Origin of the sequence: Spirulina sp. CCY15215 (assembly GCF_016888125.1) — a bacterium.
GTDB lineage: Bacteria > Cyanobacteriota > Cyanobacteriia > Cyanobacteriales > Spirulinaceae > CCY15215.
In genome coordinates this window covers 41904-59562 of record NZ_JACSWA010000595.1, presented here as the reverse complement: position 1 = coordinate 59562, position 17659 = coordinate 41904, and the positions used below count along the sequence as shown (strand labels likewise).

Annotated in this window: 15 protein-coding genes; 6 read left to right on the top strand and 9 right to left on the bottom strand. The window is 42.2% G+C overall.

The window, feature by feature from the left end:
* Positions 1-131 precede the first annotated feature (131 nt).
* Positions 132-1808 (top strand): iron uptake porin, encoded by a 1677-nt coding sequence (locus JUI58_RS22605; RefSeq protein WP_204106105.1) that lies wholly within the window; start codon positions 132-134, stop codon positions 1806-1808.
* Positions 1809-1814: 6 nt separating this feature from the next.
* On the opposite strand, the gene JUI58_RS22600 is transcribed toward JUI58_RS22605, so the two are convergent.
* Positions 1815-2666 carry a pathogenesis-related family 1 protein gene (locus JUI58_RS22600; RefSeq protein WP_239121651.1) on the bottom strand — a complete coding sequence of 284 codons (852 nt, stop codon included), beginning with the start codon at positions 2664-2666 and terminating at the stop codon, positions 1815-1817.
* A gap of 174 nt (positions 2667-2840) precedes the next feature.
* Between JUI58_RS22600 and JUI58_RS22595 the strand changes: the two genes are divergently transcribed.
* Positions 2841-3305, top strand: a complete 465-nt coding sequence (locus JUI58_RS22595; RefSeq protein WP_204106104.1) for a M67 family metallopeptidase — start codon at positions 2841-2843, stop codon at positions 3303-3305.
* Positions 3306-3567: 262 nt separating this feature from the next.
* Here the strand turns inward: JUI58_RS22595 and JUI58_RS22590 are convergent, their stop codons facing one another.
* Positions 3568-4524 carry a PleD family two-component system response regulator gene (locus tag JUI58_RS22590; protein WP_204106103.1) on the bottom strand — a complete coding sequence of 319 codons (957 nt, stop codon included), beginning with the start codon at positions 4522-4524 and terminating at the stop codon, positions 3568-3570.
* 33 nt (positions 4525-4557) lie between these two features.
* Positions 4558-8400 carry an ATP-binding protein gene (locus JUI58_RS22585; protein ID WP_204106102.1) on the bottom strand — a complete coding sequence of 1281 codons (3843 nt, stop codon included), beginning with the start codon at positions 8398-8400 and terminating at the stop codon, positions 4558-4560.
* A gap of 215 nt (positions 8401-8615) precedes the next feature.
* On the opposite strand from JUI58_RS22585, the gene psbQ reads away from it, so the two are divergent.
* From psbQ to JUI58_RS22570, 3 genes are read left to right on the top strand one after another with little or no spacing between them, the layout of a single operon-like run.
* Positions 8616-9077, top strand: a complete 462-nt coding sequence (gene psbQ / locus JUI58_RS22580) for a photosystem II protein PsbQ (RefSeq protein WP_204106101.1) — start codon at positions 8616-8618, stop codon at positions 9075-9077.
* Positions 9074-10171: an FAD-dependent oxidoreductase gene (locus JUI58_RS22575; protein WP_204106100.1), complete on the top strand. Its 1098-nt coding sequence runs from the start codon at positions 9074-9076 to the stop codon at positions 10169-10171. Before psbQ ends, JUI58_RS22575 begins: the two co-directional genes overlap by 4 nt.
* 14 nt (positions 10172-10185) lie before the next feature.
* Complete coding sequence (locus JUI58_RS22570; protein WP_204106099.1) at positions 10186-10647, top strand: SRPBCC family protein; 462 nt, start codon at positions 10186-10188, stop codon at positions 10645-10647.
* Position 10648: 1 nt separating this feature from the next.
* Here the strand turns inward: JUI58_RS22570 and JUI58_RS22565 are convergent, their stop codons facing one another.
* From JUI58_RS22565 to JUI58_RS22540, 6 genes are all read right to left on the bottom strand, one after another.
* Positions 10649-10942 carry a DUF1778 domain-containing protein gene (locus tag JUI58_RS22565; protein ID WP_204106098.1) on the bottom strand — a complete coding sequence of 98 codons (294 nt, stop codon included), beginning with the start codon at positions 10940-10942 and terminating at the stop codon, positions 10649-10651.
* An 83-nt stretch (positions 10943-11025) separates the two neighbouring features.
* Positions 11026-12612 (bottom strand): response regulator, encoded by a 1587-nt coding sequence (locus JUI58_RS22560; protein ID WP_204106097.1) that lies wholly within the window; start codon positions 12610-12612, stop codon positions 11026-11028.
* A gap of 90 nt (positions 12613-12702) precedes the next feature.
* On the bottom strand, positions 12703-13419 hold the full coding sequence (locus JUI58_RS22555; RefSeq protein ID WP_204106096.1) for a cation diffusion facilitator family transporter: 717 nt from the start codon (positions 13417-13419) through the stop codon (positions 12703-12705).
* 25 nt (positions 13420-13444) lie between these two features.
* Entirely contained in the window at positions 13445-14116 is a 672-nt protein-coding gene (phoU, locus tag JUI58_RS22550) for a phosphate signaling complex protein PhoU (RefSeq protein ID WP_204106095.1), read from the bottom strand.
* 102 nt (positions 14117-14218) lie between these two features.
* Positions 14219-15526: a HAMP domain-containing sensor histidine kinase gene (locus tag JUI58_RS22545; RefSeq protein WP_204106094.1), complete on the bottom strand. Its 1308-nt coding sequence runs from the start codon at positions 15524-15526 to the stop codon at positions 14219-14221.
* 53 nt (positions 15527-15579) lie between these two features.
* On the bottom strand, positions 15580-16329 hold the full coding sequence (locus JUI58_RS22540; protein WP_204106093.1) for a response regulator transcription factor: 750 nt from the start codon (positions 16327-16329) through the stop codon (positions 15580-15582).
* Between the two features lie 519 nt (positions 16330-16848).
* Here JUI58_RS22540 and JUI58_RS22535 point away from each other — a divergent pair.
* Complete coding sequence (locus tag JUI58_RS22535; RefSeq protein WP_204106092.1) at positions 16849-17592, top strand: creatininase family protein; 744 nt, start codon at positions 16849-16851, stop codon at positions 17590-17592.
* Positions 17593-17659: the final 67 nt, after the last annotated feature.

The following is a 17659-nucleotide window of genomic DNA, read 5'->3' as shown; positions in this document are numbered from 1 at the left end:
CCCCGGTGAATCGAATTCACCTAGGGAACGCGCTCGTCATCTCACCGTTAACCCTTTGGGTCTAACGGGAGTCCTCTTTTTGCATTTTTGGATAGGAAAATCTCAAATAAATCTCAAATAAGTCTCAAATTATGTTATTTCAAAATCCAAAATGGGAAGCAACCCTTGCTTTCTGTACTGTTTTAGCATTTGTCTCACCTCTCAACGCCCAAACGCTTACAGAACTTGAATTTGGCGACGATTCTCCCATGTCTCAAATCAATCGCGTGGCTGACTTTCGCGATGTTTCTCCTCAAGACTGGGCTTATCAAGCTCTTCGGGATCTGGTTGCTCGTTATGATTGTTTGGCAGGATATCCTGATGGCCAATATAAGGGCGATCGCCCTCTCTCGCGCTATGAATTTGCGGCGGCATTAAATGCTTGCTGGCAACAAATTGAACGGTTAATTGCCCAAACCAGTTCTGAGTTTGTCTCGCGAGAAGATTTGGAGACAATCTTACAGCTTACAAGAGATTTTAACCAAGAAATTGCTGTGATGCGAGGACGCACTGATGGTTTAGAAGCCCGGGTACAGGAGTTGGAGGCAAATATGTTTTCCACGACGACAAAACTGACGGGAGAGGCTATTTTTGCCTTGAGTGATGTTTTGGGTGCCAACAATATTACTGATATTTTTCGCAGTAGTACCAATGGCGATACAGAAACGGTGTTTCAATACCGATCGCGCTTCAATTTCGATACCAGTTTTTACGGAGGCGATCGCCTGAGAACTCAGATTTCTGCGAGTAATGCAGTGCCTTTGTTCGCTTCGGGGGGAAATACGGGGGGGACAAATGCGGCCAGTTTACTCTCTTCTAATGATGGTCGCCTAGCTTTGGACACTTCTACGGTCAGCGAAAATACTAATTCTGTTTTTCTCGATCTGCTCAGTTATCGCTTTCCTGTGGGTAAAAATGGTATGGCGCATCTTTTTGCCACAGGAGGCTCCCATTTTGACTATGCGGAAACTCTAAACCCTTATTTAGATGACCAAGATGGAGGTCAGGGGGCTTTATCTCGTTTTGGACAGCGTAACCCTCTTTATGCGATCGGGGGAGAAGGGGGAGGAGTTGGCTTAAATTATCAGTTTGGGGAAGGTTTGCGGGTCGATGTGGGCTATTTAGCGAACAATGCGAATAAACCCGATGAAGGTGTATTTAATGGTAATTATTCTCTCATGGGGCAGGTTATTTTGGGTTCTCCCGATTCTTTCCAATTTGGGTTAACTTATCTGCATAATTATAGTCGAGCCAATACGTTTCGCTTTGGGGGGAGTGGGGTTGCTACGGGGTCATTTTCTGCCAATCTCATTCCTCTGGCTTTAAATGCTAATAGCGGACGAACAGATAGTGCTTTTGATACTCCTGTTGTCGGTAATTCTTACGGATTATCAGCATTTTATCAACTCGATGAGGGTTTTGCAATTTCGGCATGGGCTGGTTTAACTAAGGCCAAGTTTATTGAGTTTGGGGATGGAGAAATTTGGAACTATGCGATCGCGTTTGCTTTTCCCGATCTGGGGAAGGAAGGGAATTTGGGTGCCTTGATTTTGGGGTCTGAACCTACTCTTAAAGGGGTGCGATCGGGGGGGAATTCTGTGCCTTTACTCGATCGCGATAATGTCTGGCACGTTGAGGCACTCTACCGCTATCAAGTTAGCGATCGCATTGCTGTAACTCCTGGTATAATTTGGCTTCCTTCTCTCAATCAGAATAGTGGTAATGACGATGCTTTTATCTTCACTCTACAAACTCATTTTGAGATTTGATGAGATTTAATAGGGCTTCCGTCCAACAATATTTCCGGGAGGATTGTAATTACAAACCCAAACTTCGCGATCGCTATTTCGAGCCACAGCGCAGCCTACTTCTCGGGTGCTATTCCAAACAACTTGAGTATAGTGACCGCATATTTTGTTCGGTTTACAACTGTTATTATTATAGTTGTAATCTTTAACTTCATCTCCCCACATATTTACAACTCTTTCTGGGCTTAATTGTTGTCCCGATGCCGATGCCAAGTTTTCCCCATAAGGCGAATTTTGGCGGTGTTCAAATTTATCCTCGCGTAATAGTTTATTCGCCCATTCTTGAGCATAATTTGCTAAATCTGGCGACCATTGTAGGGGAGAAACCCCCACTTTCTGCCGCCATTGATTATGAGTGTTTAACATTTGTTCGATCCCGGTTTGACTGGCCAGATCGTAAACATTAGTTGCAATGCCGCGCTGTTGAGCTTCTTGTAATGTTAAAATGCGATCGCGCGTCACTCCCGTTTCTGTACTATTATTTTCAACATAAGAAACTTCATATTGTTCTCCTGTTGAACTATTCCACTGCCAACCTGTTAAAATTGCCTCATACCATTGTCCTTGTTTGCGAACATAAACGGGGCTACCATCAAGGGGAATTGTTGGACTTTGTGCCATAAGATTAGTTTCTCGATTATTCTCTAGAGTATTTTTGGGTTGAGTCGGAGATATTGTTTTATCGGTTTCTGATTGACTGTTGGAAATTGGCATTAAATCTGGAATAATCTTCCCAGACGGTTGAGAAGTTGCATAAATTCCCAGCAGACTTGCCACGACTAAGATAGATAAAGGAATTAAAACTTTTTGTAGTGCCATAATTCGGAATATCCTAAAAGAATCAAATACAAAGGGAGGGTTTGGAAACCAAATACAGACCAAATACAGAGGGAGGGTTTGGAAACCAAACCCCTACTATATTGCAACAAGCTGATTAGTATTATTCTACAACAAATAAATCTATTTTAACAATTCTACATTTAAGGAGCTTTAATGATTATTCAGATCAAATCGGAACAATTCCAGAGCCTTTTTCGTCACGCAGAGAAAACCTATCCAGAAGAATGTTGCGGCATTATCTTAGGGGAAATTGAAGGCGATCGCAAAGTTATTCTCGATTTGATTCCCACCCAAAATGCTTGGAATGAAGAAGACTCAAAATATTTACAAGAAATTGCGAATATAGCCGATCGCAGTGGTGAAAAAGCGAGAAATTTTTCCATTGCCCCAGAAGACTTATTAAAAGCACAAAAAGAAGCACGCGATCGCCATATTATCGTCTTAGGATTCTATCATTCTCACCCCGACGCAGCCGCAATTCCTTCCGAATTCGATCGCGCGATCGCTTGGTCTGATTATTCTTACTTAATTATTGCTGTTAGCCAAGGAAAAGCGAATGATGTACAAAGCTGGACTCTCGATCGACAGCAACAATTTCAATCTGAAATCATACAATAGATTTACTTTTACCAACTATCAACCATAAACTATCAACTATCATACCTATCAACTATCAACCATCAACTATCAACTATCAACTATCAACTATCCACTATCAACTATCAACTATCCACTATCCACTATCAACTATCAACTATCCACTATCAACTATCAACTATCAACTATCCACTATCCACTATCAACTATCAACTATCCACTATCAACTATCAACTATCCACTATCAACTATCAACTATCAACTATCAACTATCAACTATCCACTATTCTCCCTGAAAACAAACGCGGTTTTTACCTTGTGTTTTAGCTTCGTAAAGGGCTTTATCGGCTCGAGCGATCGCCTCGCTGGGAGAAAGATTGTGTCTGGGAATGAGACTGGTTAAACCTAAACTTAATGTAACAACTTTCTCGCTAATGCCATGAGCATGAGTAATTTTTAAGGCTTGAATGGTACTGCGAATAGATTCTGCAACAACGAGTCCCCCTTGGCGATCGGTATCGGGTAAAATAATAACAAACTCTTCCCCACCATAACGCGCAACCAAATCACAAGGGCGTTTAAGTTGTTCTGAAATCCCTCGAGCAACCGCTTGTAAGCATCGATCGCCAGCTTGATGTCCGTAAGTGTCATTGTAGGCTTTAAAAGCATCAATATCACTCATAATTAGAGAGAGGGGTTTTGCTTCTCGATCAAGCCTGTGCCATTCTAACTCTAAACAATGGTCAAAGTGACGACGATTAGCAACTTCCGTCAGACCATCAATATTAACAAGAGCCTGTAGTTTGCGGTTGGCTGTTTCAAGTTGAGTATTTTTCTCTAGCAATTCTTTCGTTAGCGATCGCACTTTCAATTGATTATTAATTCGTACTTGCACTTCTGACAAGTGAAATGGTTTAGTAATATAGTCTGCCCCCCCTACCTCAAAAGCCTGTATTTTATTAAAAGTGAGATTTAATGCACTCAAGAAAATAACAGGAATTTCCCTAGTTATCGCATCTGCTTTCAGATATTTACAAACCTCGTAACCATCCATTTCCGGCATAGCAATATCAAGTAAAATTAGATCGGGTCGGGCGCTTTCGGCAACTTGCAATGCCATTTTTCCCGTCGTAACCTTACGAACTTTATAACCTTCTTGAGTTAGCATAGTATCAAGAAGACGTAGGTTTTCTGGTTTGTCGTCAACGATTAAAATATCGGCTTGGAATGGCTCAGACATATTCAAAAAATGGGAGAGTAAACGTAAAATATTTTATGATTTATTGCCCAAAACTGTTTGGACAAACCCAAAAATCAAATCAACGCGAAAGTCATCGATCAACACTTCAAGCGATCGCCCTAAAGTCTCCTTCTCTGGGGGAATTTCTGCAATTTGTTGTCGCATCCCTTCCTCATCAGCAACAGAGGCCATTTGATAGAATTCTTCCAGCCACGATCGCGGCATACTTGAGAGAATTTCTAAGGGAAAACTGCGATCGCCACTAGATTGCCATTGCAAGGAATTAACATCAGTTGTTATTGCCATCGAAGTATTATAAAGATAGCGAACTCCTAAAAGATTAGCAATCTTTTCTAAGAGAATTGTAGCTTGAAAAGGTTTGCTGAGAAAATCATCGCAACCCAAGGACAGCATTTGTTCGAGATCGCTACTGAATACGCTGGCAGTTAGGGCGATAATTGCTGTAGAGTGTGGGATAGTTTTGGCTGAATTCTTCTCTCTTAAACGGATTTGCCGAGTGGCTTCATCCCCATTCATCACCGGCATTTTCATATCCATTAAAATTAAGTGAGGCTGCCATTGTTCCCAGAGCGCGATCGCGGCTTCTCCATTCTCTGCTTCTGCGATCTCAAAACCGAGAGGAATGAGAAGCGATCGCAGCAACAAGCGATTTTGCCTGGTATCCTCAACAATTAAAATACGATAGATGGGCTGGTTAGGTGCAAGAGCTATGGGTTTTTGACGTGCGGGTTGAGGAATTTGTTCAGCAGTTTGGAAAGGAATAACTAGGGAAAAAACTGTCCCTACTGTTTGGGAATTAATCGGCTCCGATCGTAAAGATAGCGAGGAATGGGGAGAGAAAATATAGCCGCGACTGCTAACAGTAATCTCTCCTCCCATCAACTCGACAAATTTACGAGTTAGTGCAAGTCCTAAACCCGCTCCTAAACCCGATTTCTGACCGCTTTCACTCTGTACGAATGCAGCAAAGATTTGAGGAAGTTCTTCTGGGGATATACCCGCTCCCGTATCGCTAACCTCAAAGCAAATTGTGCCTCTTGCCTCCTCTTTAACTTGTAAAGTAATGCTACCATTTTCAGTAAACTTAATCGCATTACCTAATAAATTAATCAGAATTTGGCGCAATTTACTTTCGTCACCAATAAGTCGGGAGGGAAGTTCAGAAGACCGATGAAAGGATAAATTAATTCCTTTAGATTGAGTTTGTAATTGAAACATACTGTAGAGATTATCCACAAGGCTATCGAGACTAAAAACAACTTTTTCGAGTTCGATATGTCCGGTTTCAATTCTAGACATTGAGAGAATATCATCGATTAATCCTAGGAGATGTTCTCCGCTATGTTCGATAATGCTGATAAATTCCCGTTGTTTTCCTTGCAAAGTTATGTCTTGATACAAAATTTGAGCAAAACCGAGAATGGCATTGAGAGGGGTTCGTAATTCATGGCTCATAGAGGCCAGAAATTGACTTTTGGCTAAATTAGCAGCTTCGGCGATTTCTTTGGCTCGTTGTAGGGCAATATCGGATAAATGACGGTTAATTCCTAATGCAATACTATTAGCTACTGAAGTTAAAGCGCGAAGAATCGTCTCGGAGAAATCAGTGCGATCGCAGAGTAGAAGAATGCCGATCGCCGTTTCATCAACAAGGAGAGGATAAACCGCGATCGCCGTAAATTTGTGCTGTTGCATCCAGTCCAAACTGCAAATATCATCATCCTCAGTGAGATTATTTTTAAGATAAGGCTTTCCTTCAGCAAGAATGCGATCGAGATTTAATTTCTTTTCCAGATCGCGATCGCTATTTTCGATAACGATTCGATCGCCGGTGATCGCTTGTCTTTTGAGATTCCCTTCCGCGATCGTCCAGATACAGTTTAATGCCGTATTCAGATTTTCAGCTAGTCCGAGAGCGCAACATTCTAGAGTATCTTGTAAGTCTTGGTTTCTCGTCAGAGCAAGGCCAATATCTGCATCTAACGAAGCTAAACGCATTTGCTCGAATAAAGCAATTTCAGCCCATTTTTGTTCACTGATATCGCGAATAATTACCAGCACTTCATTTTCCCCACTGGGGGCAATTCTGACCTCTTCATCGTAGCAGCGATCGTCAATGTAGACTTGCCGTTCGTAAACCTGTAATTTTCCTGTAGAAAGTGCTTTGGCGATCTCGTGCATTTGGACAGGAACTAATTCAGGAGGTAGCACTTCAGAGAGGTGTTTGCCAAGGCGATCGACAGATAACAATTCTGGAGAATGCTGGGCTGGAATATAATCCAAATAATAGCCCTTGCCATCGATTCGCAGCATTAAATCGGGAATTGCTGACACGATACCGCGATTGCGTGCCTCGCTCTGACGGAGAGCATATTCCATTTCTTGGCGCTTTTGTTCAATTTTGCGAGAGGCAATATCTACCTCTCGAGCCGCAATAAATTTTCCCAAATCCCGAGCCATTAACTCGATAATCGCTCGATCTTTGCTTTCAAAGGGTTCCTGCTTGGCTTCCGTAGCAGAAAAATTGAGAGTTCCATAAATTTCACCACCAGCAAAGATAGGAGTACCCAAATAAGATTCTAAATGTAAATTTTGGTAAACAGGGTGATTTTGTAGAGATGCGATCGCCCCAACACATTCATAAGTTATCGTCTTTTTTTGGCGAATGACTTCAGCACAGTAGGTATCTCCTAAATCAAATTCGAGATGGGGAGTAAGGTTGCTTAAATTGGAGCAGACGGCATCAATAAAATAGCGGCGATCGCAAACGTGACTGACAATACCTGTGGGAAGTTGAAAAATCTTGCACCCCACTTGTAAATAAGCATTGAGTAAGTCTTCAAAGTTTTGGTAGCTGTTAGTATTTAGGCGATCGATCGCCTCCAAAGCTAAACTATAATGGGTCAATGTTTGCGATTGTGCTTTTAAGGTTTGTTCCGCTTGTTTGCGTTCGGTAATATCCCGAGCGATCCAAATTGCTCGACCATTAGAAATTGGGGCAATACTGGCAGAAAACCATTGTTCTGTAGAATCATCGTGCCTCAAATAATAATCAAGAATGAGGGGTTTTTGGGTCGCGAGAACCTGTTGTACTTTCTCTCGATATTCGTCAATGCGATCCTTACGAAGCAGTTGTTTAATAGTGCGATCGATTAAGTTTTCTGCTTCAGATTCCCAAATTAAGGATGAACGAGTGGGGGGAATTTCAGTCACTTGACATTCTTCATCAAGGACGAGGATAATATCGGTAATAGCTTCAAAGATAGAGCGGATATAGGTTTCTGAAGAAGACAATTTTTGAGCCAAGACTTGGCGATCTTCCACTTCACTTTTTAATTGTTCATTCACTGCTTTAAGGGCTTGAGTGCGCTTTTCCACTCTTTTTTCCAAGTCTTGATTGAGTTGGCGAAATTGCATTTCAGCGCTGTGGCGATCGCGCATTTGCTGTTCTAAATCTTGGTTAAGTTTTTGGAGTTGAGTTGGACTGGGTAATGCCAGAGCTTGAGGAATCACGGGAAAGAGTAATAATACCGTGTAAAATGAAACTAGGGCGGTTATAGCTTTAATTACACCTGAGAGCCAATAGTCCGGATGCCAGAGAGTCCAAATTGCCATAAGGTGAGTAGTGCCGCAAGTGACAATAAACGCCCCAAATAAGAAAAATAACCCTTTAAAAGGAATATCTTGACGTTGGCGAAGGAAATACACCAACATCAGAGGGATAAGATAATAGGAAAGGGCGATAATGAGATCGGCAGTAATATGCAGTCCCACTAACGGCTTTTGCCAGAGGTAGCAATGTCCGTGGGGGATATATTGACCCGAGAAAATTGAATTTTGCCAGAGATTGTTCATCGATCGCCCTGAAGATTAGTTTTCTTTATTTCTAGCACGCACTGTTAATGTTTTTCTGGTTGAGAATAACTGAGCGATCGCCAGCCATTATTTCTCAAACATAATTTGTAGGGATAACCCTACTCTGTCAATACATTTCTTTACATCGCGCTAGGCTCGAACCCCAGAACGTTCTATGCTATTAAGTCGAGTTACTTTGTTGTAAAATCTAAATTATGAAACGCTTGCGGTCTATATTACCGATTGTGTTAGCGGCCTTCGCTATCCTATTGGTCAGTTGCGGGGGCAATGTTGCGAAAGCACCTCCGGTTTACACTCCCGAAAAAATTGCCGAGATTCAAAGATACATGACTCCGGTATACAGCGCACAAGAGCGGATGCCTGAGTTGGCTGAGTATATTGAGTCAGAGGATTGGAAGAATGTAGACTCCTTCATCCACGGACCCCTCGGTGGATTGAGTAGTTCGATGAGCTATATTAATCGTGCGGTTGTCCTGTCAAAGGATCGACCGGCTCTTACAGAATTGTACGAGACTTTTTACGAAGATATCGAGCGCTTGGATGCTGCGGTCGGATTTAAGATTTATCGCGATGCGATCGACGAATACCAAAGCGTGTTAAAAGACTTGAATGGCTATATTGACACGATCCCAACGGAAAGCGATATTGCTTCATGAGGCGAGTTGTCGTAATTGGGAGCGGTATTATTGGAGCCGCGATCGCCTATGAACTTAGTTCGATTCCTAATTTACAGGTTATTTTAGTGGATCGACAAGTTCCGGCATCGGGTGCCACCGGTGCCGCTCTCGGGGTTTTAATGGGGGTCATTAGCCAGAAAACCAAGGGACGACGATGGCAATTGCGCTGCACCAGTTTGGCTTATTATGAGACGCTTCTGCCTCAATTGGAGTCTCTGACGGGAGAAAAAATTCCCTCTAATCGTCACGGACTGCTTAAACTTCTTTTTGCGGGAGACGATCGCCAGAAATGGGAGAATTTAGCTAAAATTCGCCAGTCTCAAGGGTACGAGTTACAGCTTTGGGATCGGCAAACTTTACAGAAATATTGTCCTCAAGTGTGTTGCGATCGCGCGATCGGTGCGGTTTATTCTCCCCAAGACCAACAGATAGAACCCACCTCTCTCACTCGTGCTTTGGTTGCAGCAGCCCAAATACGGGGGGTTGAATGTAAATTCGGTACTGGAGTTCAAGATTGCTTCTCAACTCGGCTTAATGACTCCCAAAACCGCCAATGCAGGCAGATTCAAACCACAAAAGGTATTCTCGAATTCGACGATCTCATTATCGCCGCAGGACTGGGATCGACTTCTCTCACCACTCATTTAAAACAACCCGTTGATATTCGTCCGGTGTTGGGACAAGCACTCCATCTCAAGTTAGCTAATCCTTTGGGAAATCTTGATTTTCAACCCGTGATTACAGGTAATGATATTCATCTTGTTCCTTTGGGACAAGGGGAATATTGGTTAGGTGCAACGGTGGAGTTTCCCGATGCAGATGGAGAGGTCATTGCAGATAAAATATTATTCGCAAAAATGAAAGCAGAGGCGATCGCCTTTTGTCCCGAGATTGAAGATGGGGAAGTATTGCGATCGTGGTGGGGAAAGCGTCCTCGTCCCGAAGGTCAACCGGCTCCAATTATTACTCGCTTATCCGGTTATGATAATGTTCTCTTAGCGACAGGCCACTATCGCAATGGTATATTACTTGCTCCTGCTACGGCTTTAGCGATTCGAGAAGAATTTATTTGATTATTTTATAGATTATGAAATTAGAGCAATCTATCACAATTAATGCCAGTGTTGCTATTGTCGAACGGTGCATCATCGATCTTGATTTAATGCGCTGTTGGCTCAATCCCTCTTTGCGATGCGAACCTATAGGAGAATGGGGTACGGAAGTTGGCGATCGCAGTCGCTTTATCGTTAAGTTTTCCCCGCTTCCTCTCGTGTTAGAAAATACAGTCATTGAGCGAAAATCGGGTTTAGTGGTCTGGGAATTTCAAGGTTTTTTTCAGGGACGCGATCGCTGGGAATGTCAAGAGACTGACGAGGGAACAATTTTATTAAATTGTTTTGAGTTTGTAATTCCTAATCCCTTCATTCGTTGGGGATTTCGCTTATTTGCGTTAACTTGGACTCAAAGGGATATGCAGGCACAACTTCAACGCTTAAAACGGGTTGCAGAAGGACTTGAACAACATCCACCCGGAAAACTTGATCGCTAACTTACAGCAGCCAATTTTCATCTTTTTCCCTTGGAGCAGTTCCTGAACTTAAAGGGCGATCGCCTTGAGGGGGAGCTTGTAAGTTTAATTGTAACTTTTCTCTGCCGCGATCGCTCAATACTAAAGCGTCGGGTTCTGGGTCTGGTATTGCATCTCTTGCGGCATCTAAAACCAGTTTGAGCAAATATTCAGTTAAAGTCATACAATGCTTGGCTGCTGCGCGATCGAGAATTTTTTTATGTTCTCGATTTAATTGCAGGGTAATTGTTTCTTGAATTTCCGTCGAGAGAGACATTAAATTTATCGTCTATTGGTTTATGGCTCTATTATGCTCTATTTGGTTCCCAATCGATCGCCCTCTGGTTCAGAATATGAATTTTAGTAGTACGGCGATCGCATTACTAATGAATTTGTTTCAGAGTAGATTTGTATTCGTCTGAGACGATTGAGAATGCGATCGGCTAATTCTTGGCCAAGAATTGGCTTATTGACAAAATCATCAGCACCGCTCGCAAAAGCACGATTTTGCGTCTCAATATCTGTATGAGTCGTGAGAAATAACACCGGTAAACGCTGCCAATAAGGATGACTGCGTAATACTTGGCATAACTCAATCCCACTAATATAAGGCATTTCTACATCCAGAACTAATAAATCTGGGGCGATCGCTTGCAATACATCCCAAAATTGCCTGGAATCATCTAATGTTGTTAGATTAAATCTCCAAGGATGAAGCAGAGAAGGTAGGGATTTTAATAGGTCTATATCATCATCGACAATCATCACTTTATATTCAATCTGAGAACGCTGTAAAATTGGCAAAATTGAGGCGATCGTTTGCTCGGGGGTTGCGGGTTCTCGAAGTAGAAAACATCCCCCTCGACGCGCAACTTCTAGGCGATCGGCAAAGGTATCGCGATCGCCGATCGCAATAATTGGTAAGGAAGGCGATCGCAAGGAGAGTTCGGAAATTGCCGACAAACGTTCTGCTAAAATCGTCGAATGTTTGCTTAATGGATGAGAATCCAAAAAAGATAATTTGAGCAATGCGGCATCTGGGAGTAATTGGGAATTGGCATTCAAAAAAAAGCGAATTTCTCTGGGATTTAAGACGACTTCTATCTTGATTCCCTGCTCTTTGGCTGCACTTTCTAAAGATTCAATGAAGTGATAATTATCATCAATTATTAATAACAAAGGTGGATTTTTAAAAAGATTTTTGGTTGGTTCTTTGATGCTATTCTCAATATATTTAGCTTGTTTAACCGGTTCGGGAAATCTTTCCGACTCGGGGAGTGTTTTCAAGCGATAACCTTGTCCTCTGACAGTTTCGATAAAATTGCGAGGGGCTCCTGCTTGTTGTAGTTTTCGACGCAGACTCTTTAAATGCGATCGCACAGTTGCTGGGGAGGGTGATTCGTCAGCATTCCATAAACCTTCGATAATATCATTAACATCTAGAACACTGCGATCGTGGTGTAAAAGTAATTCTATAAATGTGTACTCTTTTGCCGTCAGTGAGAGCATTTTACCATTATAACTGACTTCTTGACTGCAAGTATTGAGTTGCAGTTCTCCCCAATACAAAATTGAGAGAAAATTGCCACTTTCTCTTCGCAATAAAACTCGAATGCGAGCATTTAGTTCTTCAAAATTGAAGGGTTTAACAGCATAGTCATCGGCTCCAGCATCGAGAGCCTGAATTTTGTCTGTGCTAGTATTTTTGGCTGTTAAAAAAAGAATGGGCATTTGATAGTCATTTTCTCGGAAGTGCCGACATAAATCAATGCCATTAATATCAGGTAAAACCATTTCTAAAATAATCAGATCGTAAGTATAAGTAGAACCATAAGTCCAACCTTGTTCGCCATTAAAAACGGCATCAACTACATAATTACACTCCGTTAAACTCCTTTTGAGAGATTCAACTAATATTTTATCATCATCAATTAATAAAATTCGCATAATTTATGATTTTATTCACATTCCTGCAAGATAAAAATCTATATCCCTAGATATTGTTATGGCGATCGCCTACTATTTTCAATCTAGGGTTTATTTCTGTTTATCGAGTAAATCCTGAAGAGAAGGATAAAAAAGTTTCTCGATCGCCTCGCGATCGCGATCGCAAACTGGAGAGAATGACTCGATCTCCGCACTAAATAATCTTTGCAGACTTTGTACCAGTAACGGTAATGCTAACAGTGCGATCGCACCACAAACCAATAAACTAACAACACCATCTGCCCAAAACCAGTGTAACCAGATTACCGCGATCGCGGCCAAAATGACCCCGAAAGAGGAAACCACATCGGCAATAACATGAAAAAAGGCACTTTTAAGATTAAGATCGCCACAACTGCATCGATATAACCCCATCGCATTAATGCTATTGACAATCAGCCCTAAGATTGCTAATAATAACATGGGCAATCCTTGTACTTCTGGGTGAGGGGAATTAAGTCGCGCAATTGCTTCCCATCCTACCCAAATTGCAACCCCCAATAAACTTAAACCATTCACTAATGCAGCGATCGCTTCAATTTTAGAAGGAGTGCAGTTAGTTGGCGATCGCACACCTTTTTCCTCAAAACGAGAAGTTAACCAAGTTGCAGTTAAAGTAACACCCAAAGCTGCAATATCAGAAAAAACGTGACCCGCATCAGCCACCAATGATAAACTATGACTCAAAGTAGCTGCCAATAACTCCGCTACAAAAAAACAACTCAAAAGCAATAAAGCGAATTGTAAAAGCCTTGTTTTTTTCCCCATTGATAATTTATAATTTGTAATTGATTTACCCTCTTTGTCCTGTGACAATATAAGCAACGCGCTGACCGATATTTGTTGCATGATCTGCCATACGCTCTAAGTGGCGAATTGTCAAGACCATTAACAAAATTGGTTCTATGGATCCCTTAATATCCTTTGCTTCTGCAAAAGTTTGATAAAGGCGATCGTAAGCATCATCTACCAGATCATCCATTACTTTTACTCGTCTTCCTGCGGTTGCATCTAGCTCCGTTAAAGCGACTAAACTAGCTGCCAGCATCATTTGAGCATTATGGGACATTTCCTCAATATCTGGCAAGCAGGGATGAGGAGAATAAGGGGCTAATTTCATGGCCAATTCTGCCAAATCTTGGGAATAATCGCCGATCCTTTCTAAATCTCGCACGAGTTGCATAAACGCATTTAATAATCGCAAATCCAAAGCAACGGGACGCTGTAATGTAATGATTTTGGCACAATCGAGTTCAATTTGACGATAATAAATATCAATTTGTTTCTCGATCACATCAATTTGGGCGATCGCGTCCAAATTTCTCGCAAAGAGCGCTTGGTGACTTAAACGAAAAGACTGCTCGACTAATGTTCCCATTCTCAATACTTCTTGATCGAGTTCTTTAAGAGAGCGTTCAAGTTGTGTGGGAGGTGTAATATCATGGGTGTGAGTAGAAAGAGGCATTTAATAAAAGGAAAGTGAATTTAGTAATTTAAAAAGAAACTGAAAGAGAAAAACCCTAAAGAATTAAATATTAGAACAAAGATCGCCAATAAACGTTAAGATTTAATGAAAATTGGGTAATTTAATCTGTAACCATGCTCCACCGGTTTCAGGATGGTTTCTCGCCCGAATATTGCCACCATGAGCAATAATAATTTGTTGGGCAATGCTTAACCCCAAACCACTCCCTCGACGCAGAGGAGAAACACCAGAAGAGGAGGAAACTAAATTCCTGTGTCGAGAAGCATCTCCACGATACAAGCGCTCAAATACTCGTTCTAAGTCCGACTCACGAAAGCCACAGCCCGAGTCAATCACATCAATTGTAATCCAAAATTCAGCATCGGTGCGTGTTTCTAAGGGGTAATCTGCTGTGACTTCAACCCGAAGGGAACCGCGATCGCCACTATGCTTGATACCGTTGTCGAGAATATTGAGAAAAACCTGCACGAGACGATCGCGATCGCCCCAAATTTCTAGGGACTCTTCCCCTAAGTAATTAAATGTTAACCCTTTTGCTTCGGCGAGGGGGCGGAGAATTTGCCAAACTGATAAAAGTAATGCTTTCAGGTTCAAAAATTGGCGATCGAGGCAAACTTCGGATTGTTGTTGCAGTTGGGTAACATCTAAAGAGTCGCGAATGAGAGAAATGAGGCGATCTAGCTCTCCCCTCATTTGTGTCACCCATGTTTTTAGGGAGGGATCGACCCGAGTATGTAGAGCTTCCGTGACGAGAGAGATAGAAGTGAGAGGAGTTCGCAGTTCGTGGGTTAGATCGGAAAAAACGCGATCGCGGGAGGCGATCGCCTCAACGATCGGTTGTCGGTTTTCTAGAAAAACCCCCACTTGTCCTTCCGGTAGAGGCAAACTCGAGGCACGTAAAGTTAAAGAATAATCCAGCGATCGCGCATCTTCTCGCGCAAAAGAGGTCAATTGATACACCCATTCTTGTTCTTGGGGAGTTTGCTGGTTTCGAGTTTGTTCGATCAGCCGATCCAATTCATAAGAACGAACCAATTCTAACAATAAGCGTTGGCGATCGGGGTTCCAGCGATCGATCTTTAAAACTTGCCGAGAATACCGATTGCACCAGAGTAACTGATTGAAGCGATCGACCTGTAAATAGCCGATGGGTGCCGCTTCGAGTATCTGTTGCAGGTGTTGTAACTCTGCTTCGAGTTGTTGGTGCGATCGCGATACTAAACTAATTCCCCCACGCAAGCGAGATAAAATCGGCAGGGAAGATTGAGCTTCTGCACCGTGAGGCAATAAAGCGAGAATCTGCTGAACTTTACGGTTAAATTGATATTGCTTGAATGTACAAACCCCCAAGCCAATAACCAGTCCCAAAATAAAGATAAAGAAATTCACATTGAATTATTAACAATTATCAATGGGGAACGCAATTTTACTCAAGATTAAGTTTAGCCCAATCGATAACCAAATCCTCGAACGGTAATAATATATTTTGGCTTGCTGGGGTCTTCTTCTAATTTTTCCCGCAACCAGCGAATGTGAACATCTACAGTTTTTGTATCCCCAAGGAAATCTAACCCCCAAATGCGATCGATCAATTGTTCCCGAGACCATACCCGTCGGGGATGACTCATAAATAATTCCAAGATGCGAAATTCTTTGGGGGATAAAGAGACTTCTTTTTCTTTAACCATAACGCGACATTCTTCGGGAAAAAGAGTCACATCTTGGAATTGCAAAATGGAGGGTTGAGGTGTCGTGCTAAAGTTCTGACGACGCAATAAAGCACGACAGCGAGCCACTAATTCTCTCATACTAAAGGGCTTCGTCAAATAATCATCGGCTCCAACTTCTAAACCCAAAACACGGTCAGTTTCGCTGGCTTTGGCACTGAGAATCAAAATGGGGATAATATTGCCTTGATAACGCAACAAACGACACAGATCGAGACCGTTTACCTGGGGTAACATTAGGTCGAGGACGATGAGATCGAAAGACATATTAGAAGTAGACTCGGCTTCTTGTAATAAGTTAAGGGCAGTTCGTCCGTCGATCGCCGTCACGACCTCATAACCCTGCTCTTTGAGAGCTAAGACGATCATTTCGCGAATGAGGTCTTCATCTTCAACCACCAGAATGTAGGGAGGGTTGGCTAATTCCGGTTGGATGGCGCTTTTTGGTATATCTAGCGACAGCATAAAATAAGAAAGTATGGGTTCTCTGCAACATATAGTTAACCAAAATATAGTCAGATATAAACAAGACATGGATTCCATTTCAGAAATCCCCTTCATTTTGGCTTTGAGAGATTAATTCTCCTAGGGTGAACTACGCACCTCTCTATCCCATAGCCCCTAAAGGCATTTGGGAATGCTTTTGTTCAATTGATGAGGGTTTTCTTCGAGTCTGCCATGCTCAACAAAAGGACAAAGCCCGGTTGATTAAAAGTTACAGCCTTGAAAACATCTATATCTCAATCAATCCTATCTAATTTACCAACTCCTGCTTTTTTGGCTGAGTTGGATAGACATAAGGATGACAGTAATTTACCATAAATCACTCTGTTTGACTATATTTTTAGTTAAACTTTACAATACACTATATCTGGAACGGTTTGTTTTTTGATTAGGAAAATTTTATTTTTCCCCTTTTGCCCGTATTGTTAGACTTATAGGGTTTGGAAACCAAACCCCTACCTTCCCCAAAAATCAGTTATTATGCTCCTACATTTAAGTACCTGGCCGGAAGTCGAAAGTTATTTAGGGCGATCGCAAGGGATTATTTTTCCCATTGGTTCGACGGAACAGCACGGACCGACGGGGTTGATCGGTACTGATGCCATTTGTGCTGAGGCGATCGCCAAAGGGGTTGGGGAAGCTACGCGATCGCTGGTGGGGCCAACGATTAATGTAGGTATGGCACTGCATCACACGGCTTTTCCGGGTTCAATAAGTTTGCGTCCCAGTACCCTAATTAAAGTGATTGATGATTATGTAACTTGTCTGGCGCAACACGGGTTTACACACTTCTTTTTTATCAATGGTCACGGGGGGAATATTGCCACCCTGAAGGCTGCTTTTTCGGAAACCTATTATAATTTGGCTAATTTGCAGATTCCCCATAGCGATCGCCTTCGCTGTCAGGTCGGTAATTGGTTTATGTGTGGTTCGGTGTATCGGTTGGCAAAGGAACTTTACGGAAATGAAGAAGGTTCTCACGCTACACCCAGCGAAGTTGCTCTCACGCAATATATTTATCCCGATGCCATTAAAAATGCTCCTTTGTCTCCAGAAGTTGCCTCGGGTCATGGCATCTATGGTGCAGCAGATTTTCGTCGTTCCTATCCCGATGGACGTATGGGGTCAAATCCCGATTTAGCGACCCCAGAACATGGTCAGCAATTTTATGAGTTAGCCGTGCAAGAATTAAGCGATCGCTATTTGGAGTTTCTCGAAAAATAAGGGACTAGCAATAAATTTATTTGTTGTGAGAATGGGTTAAGGGAGGTAAAAATCTGTCTTTTAGTCT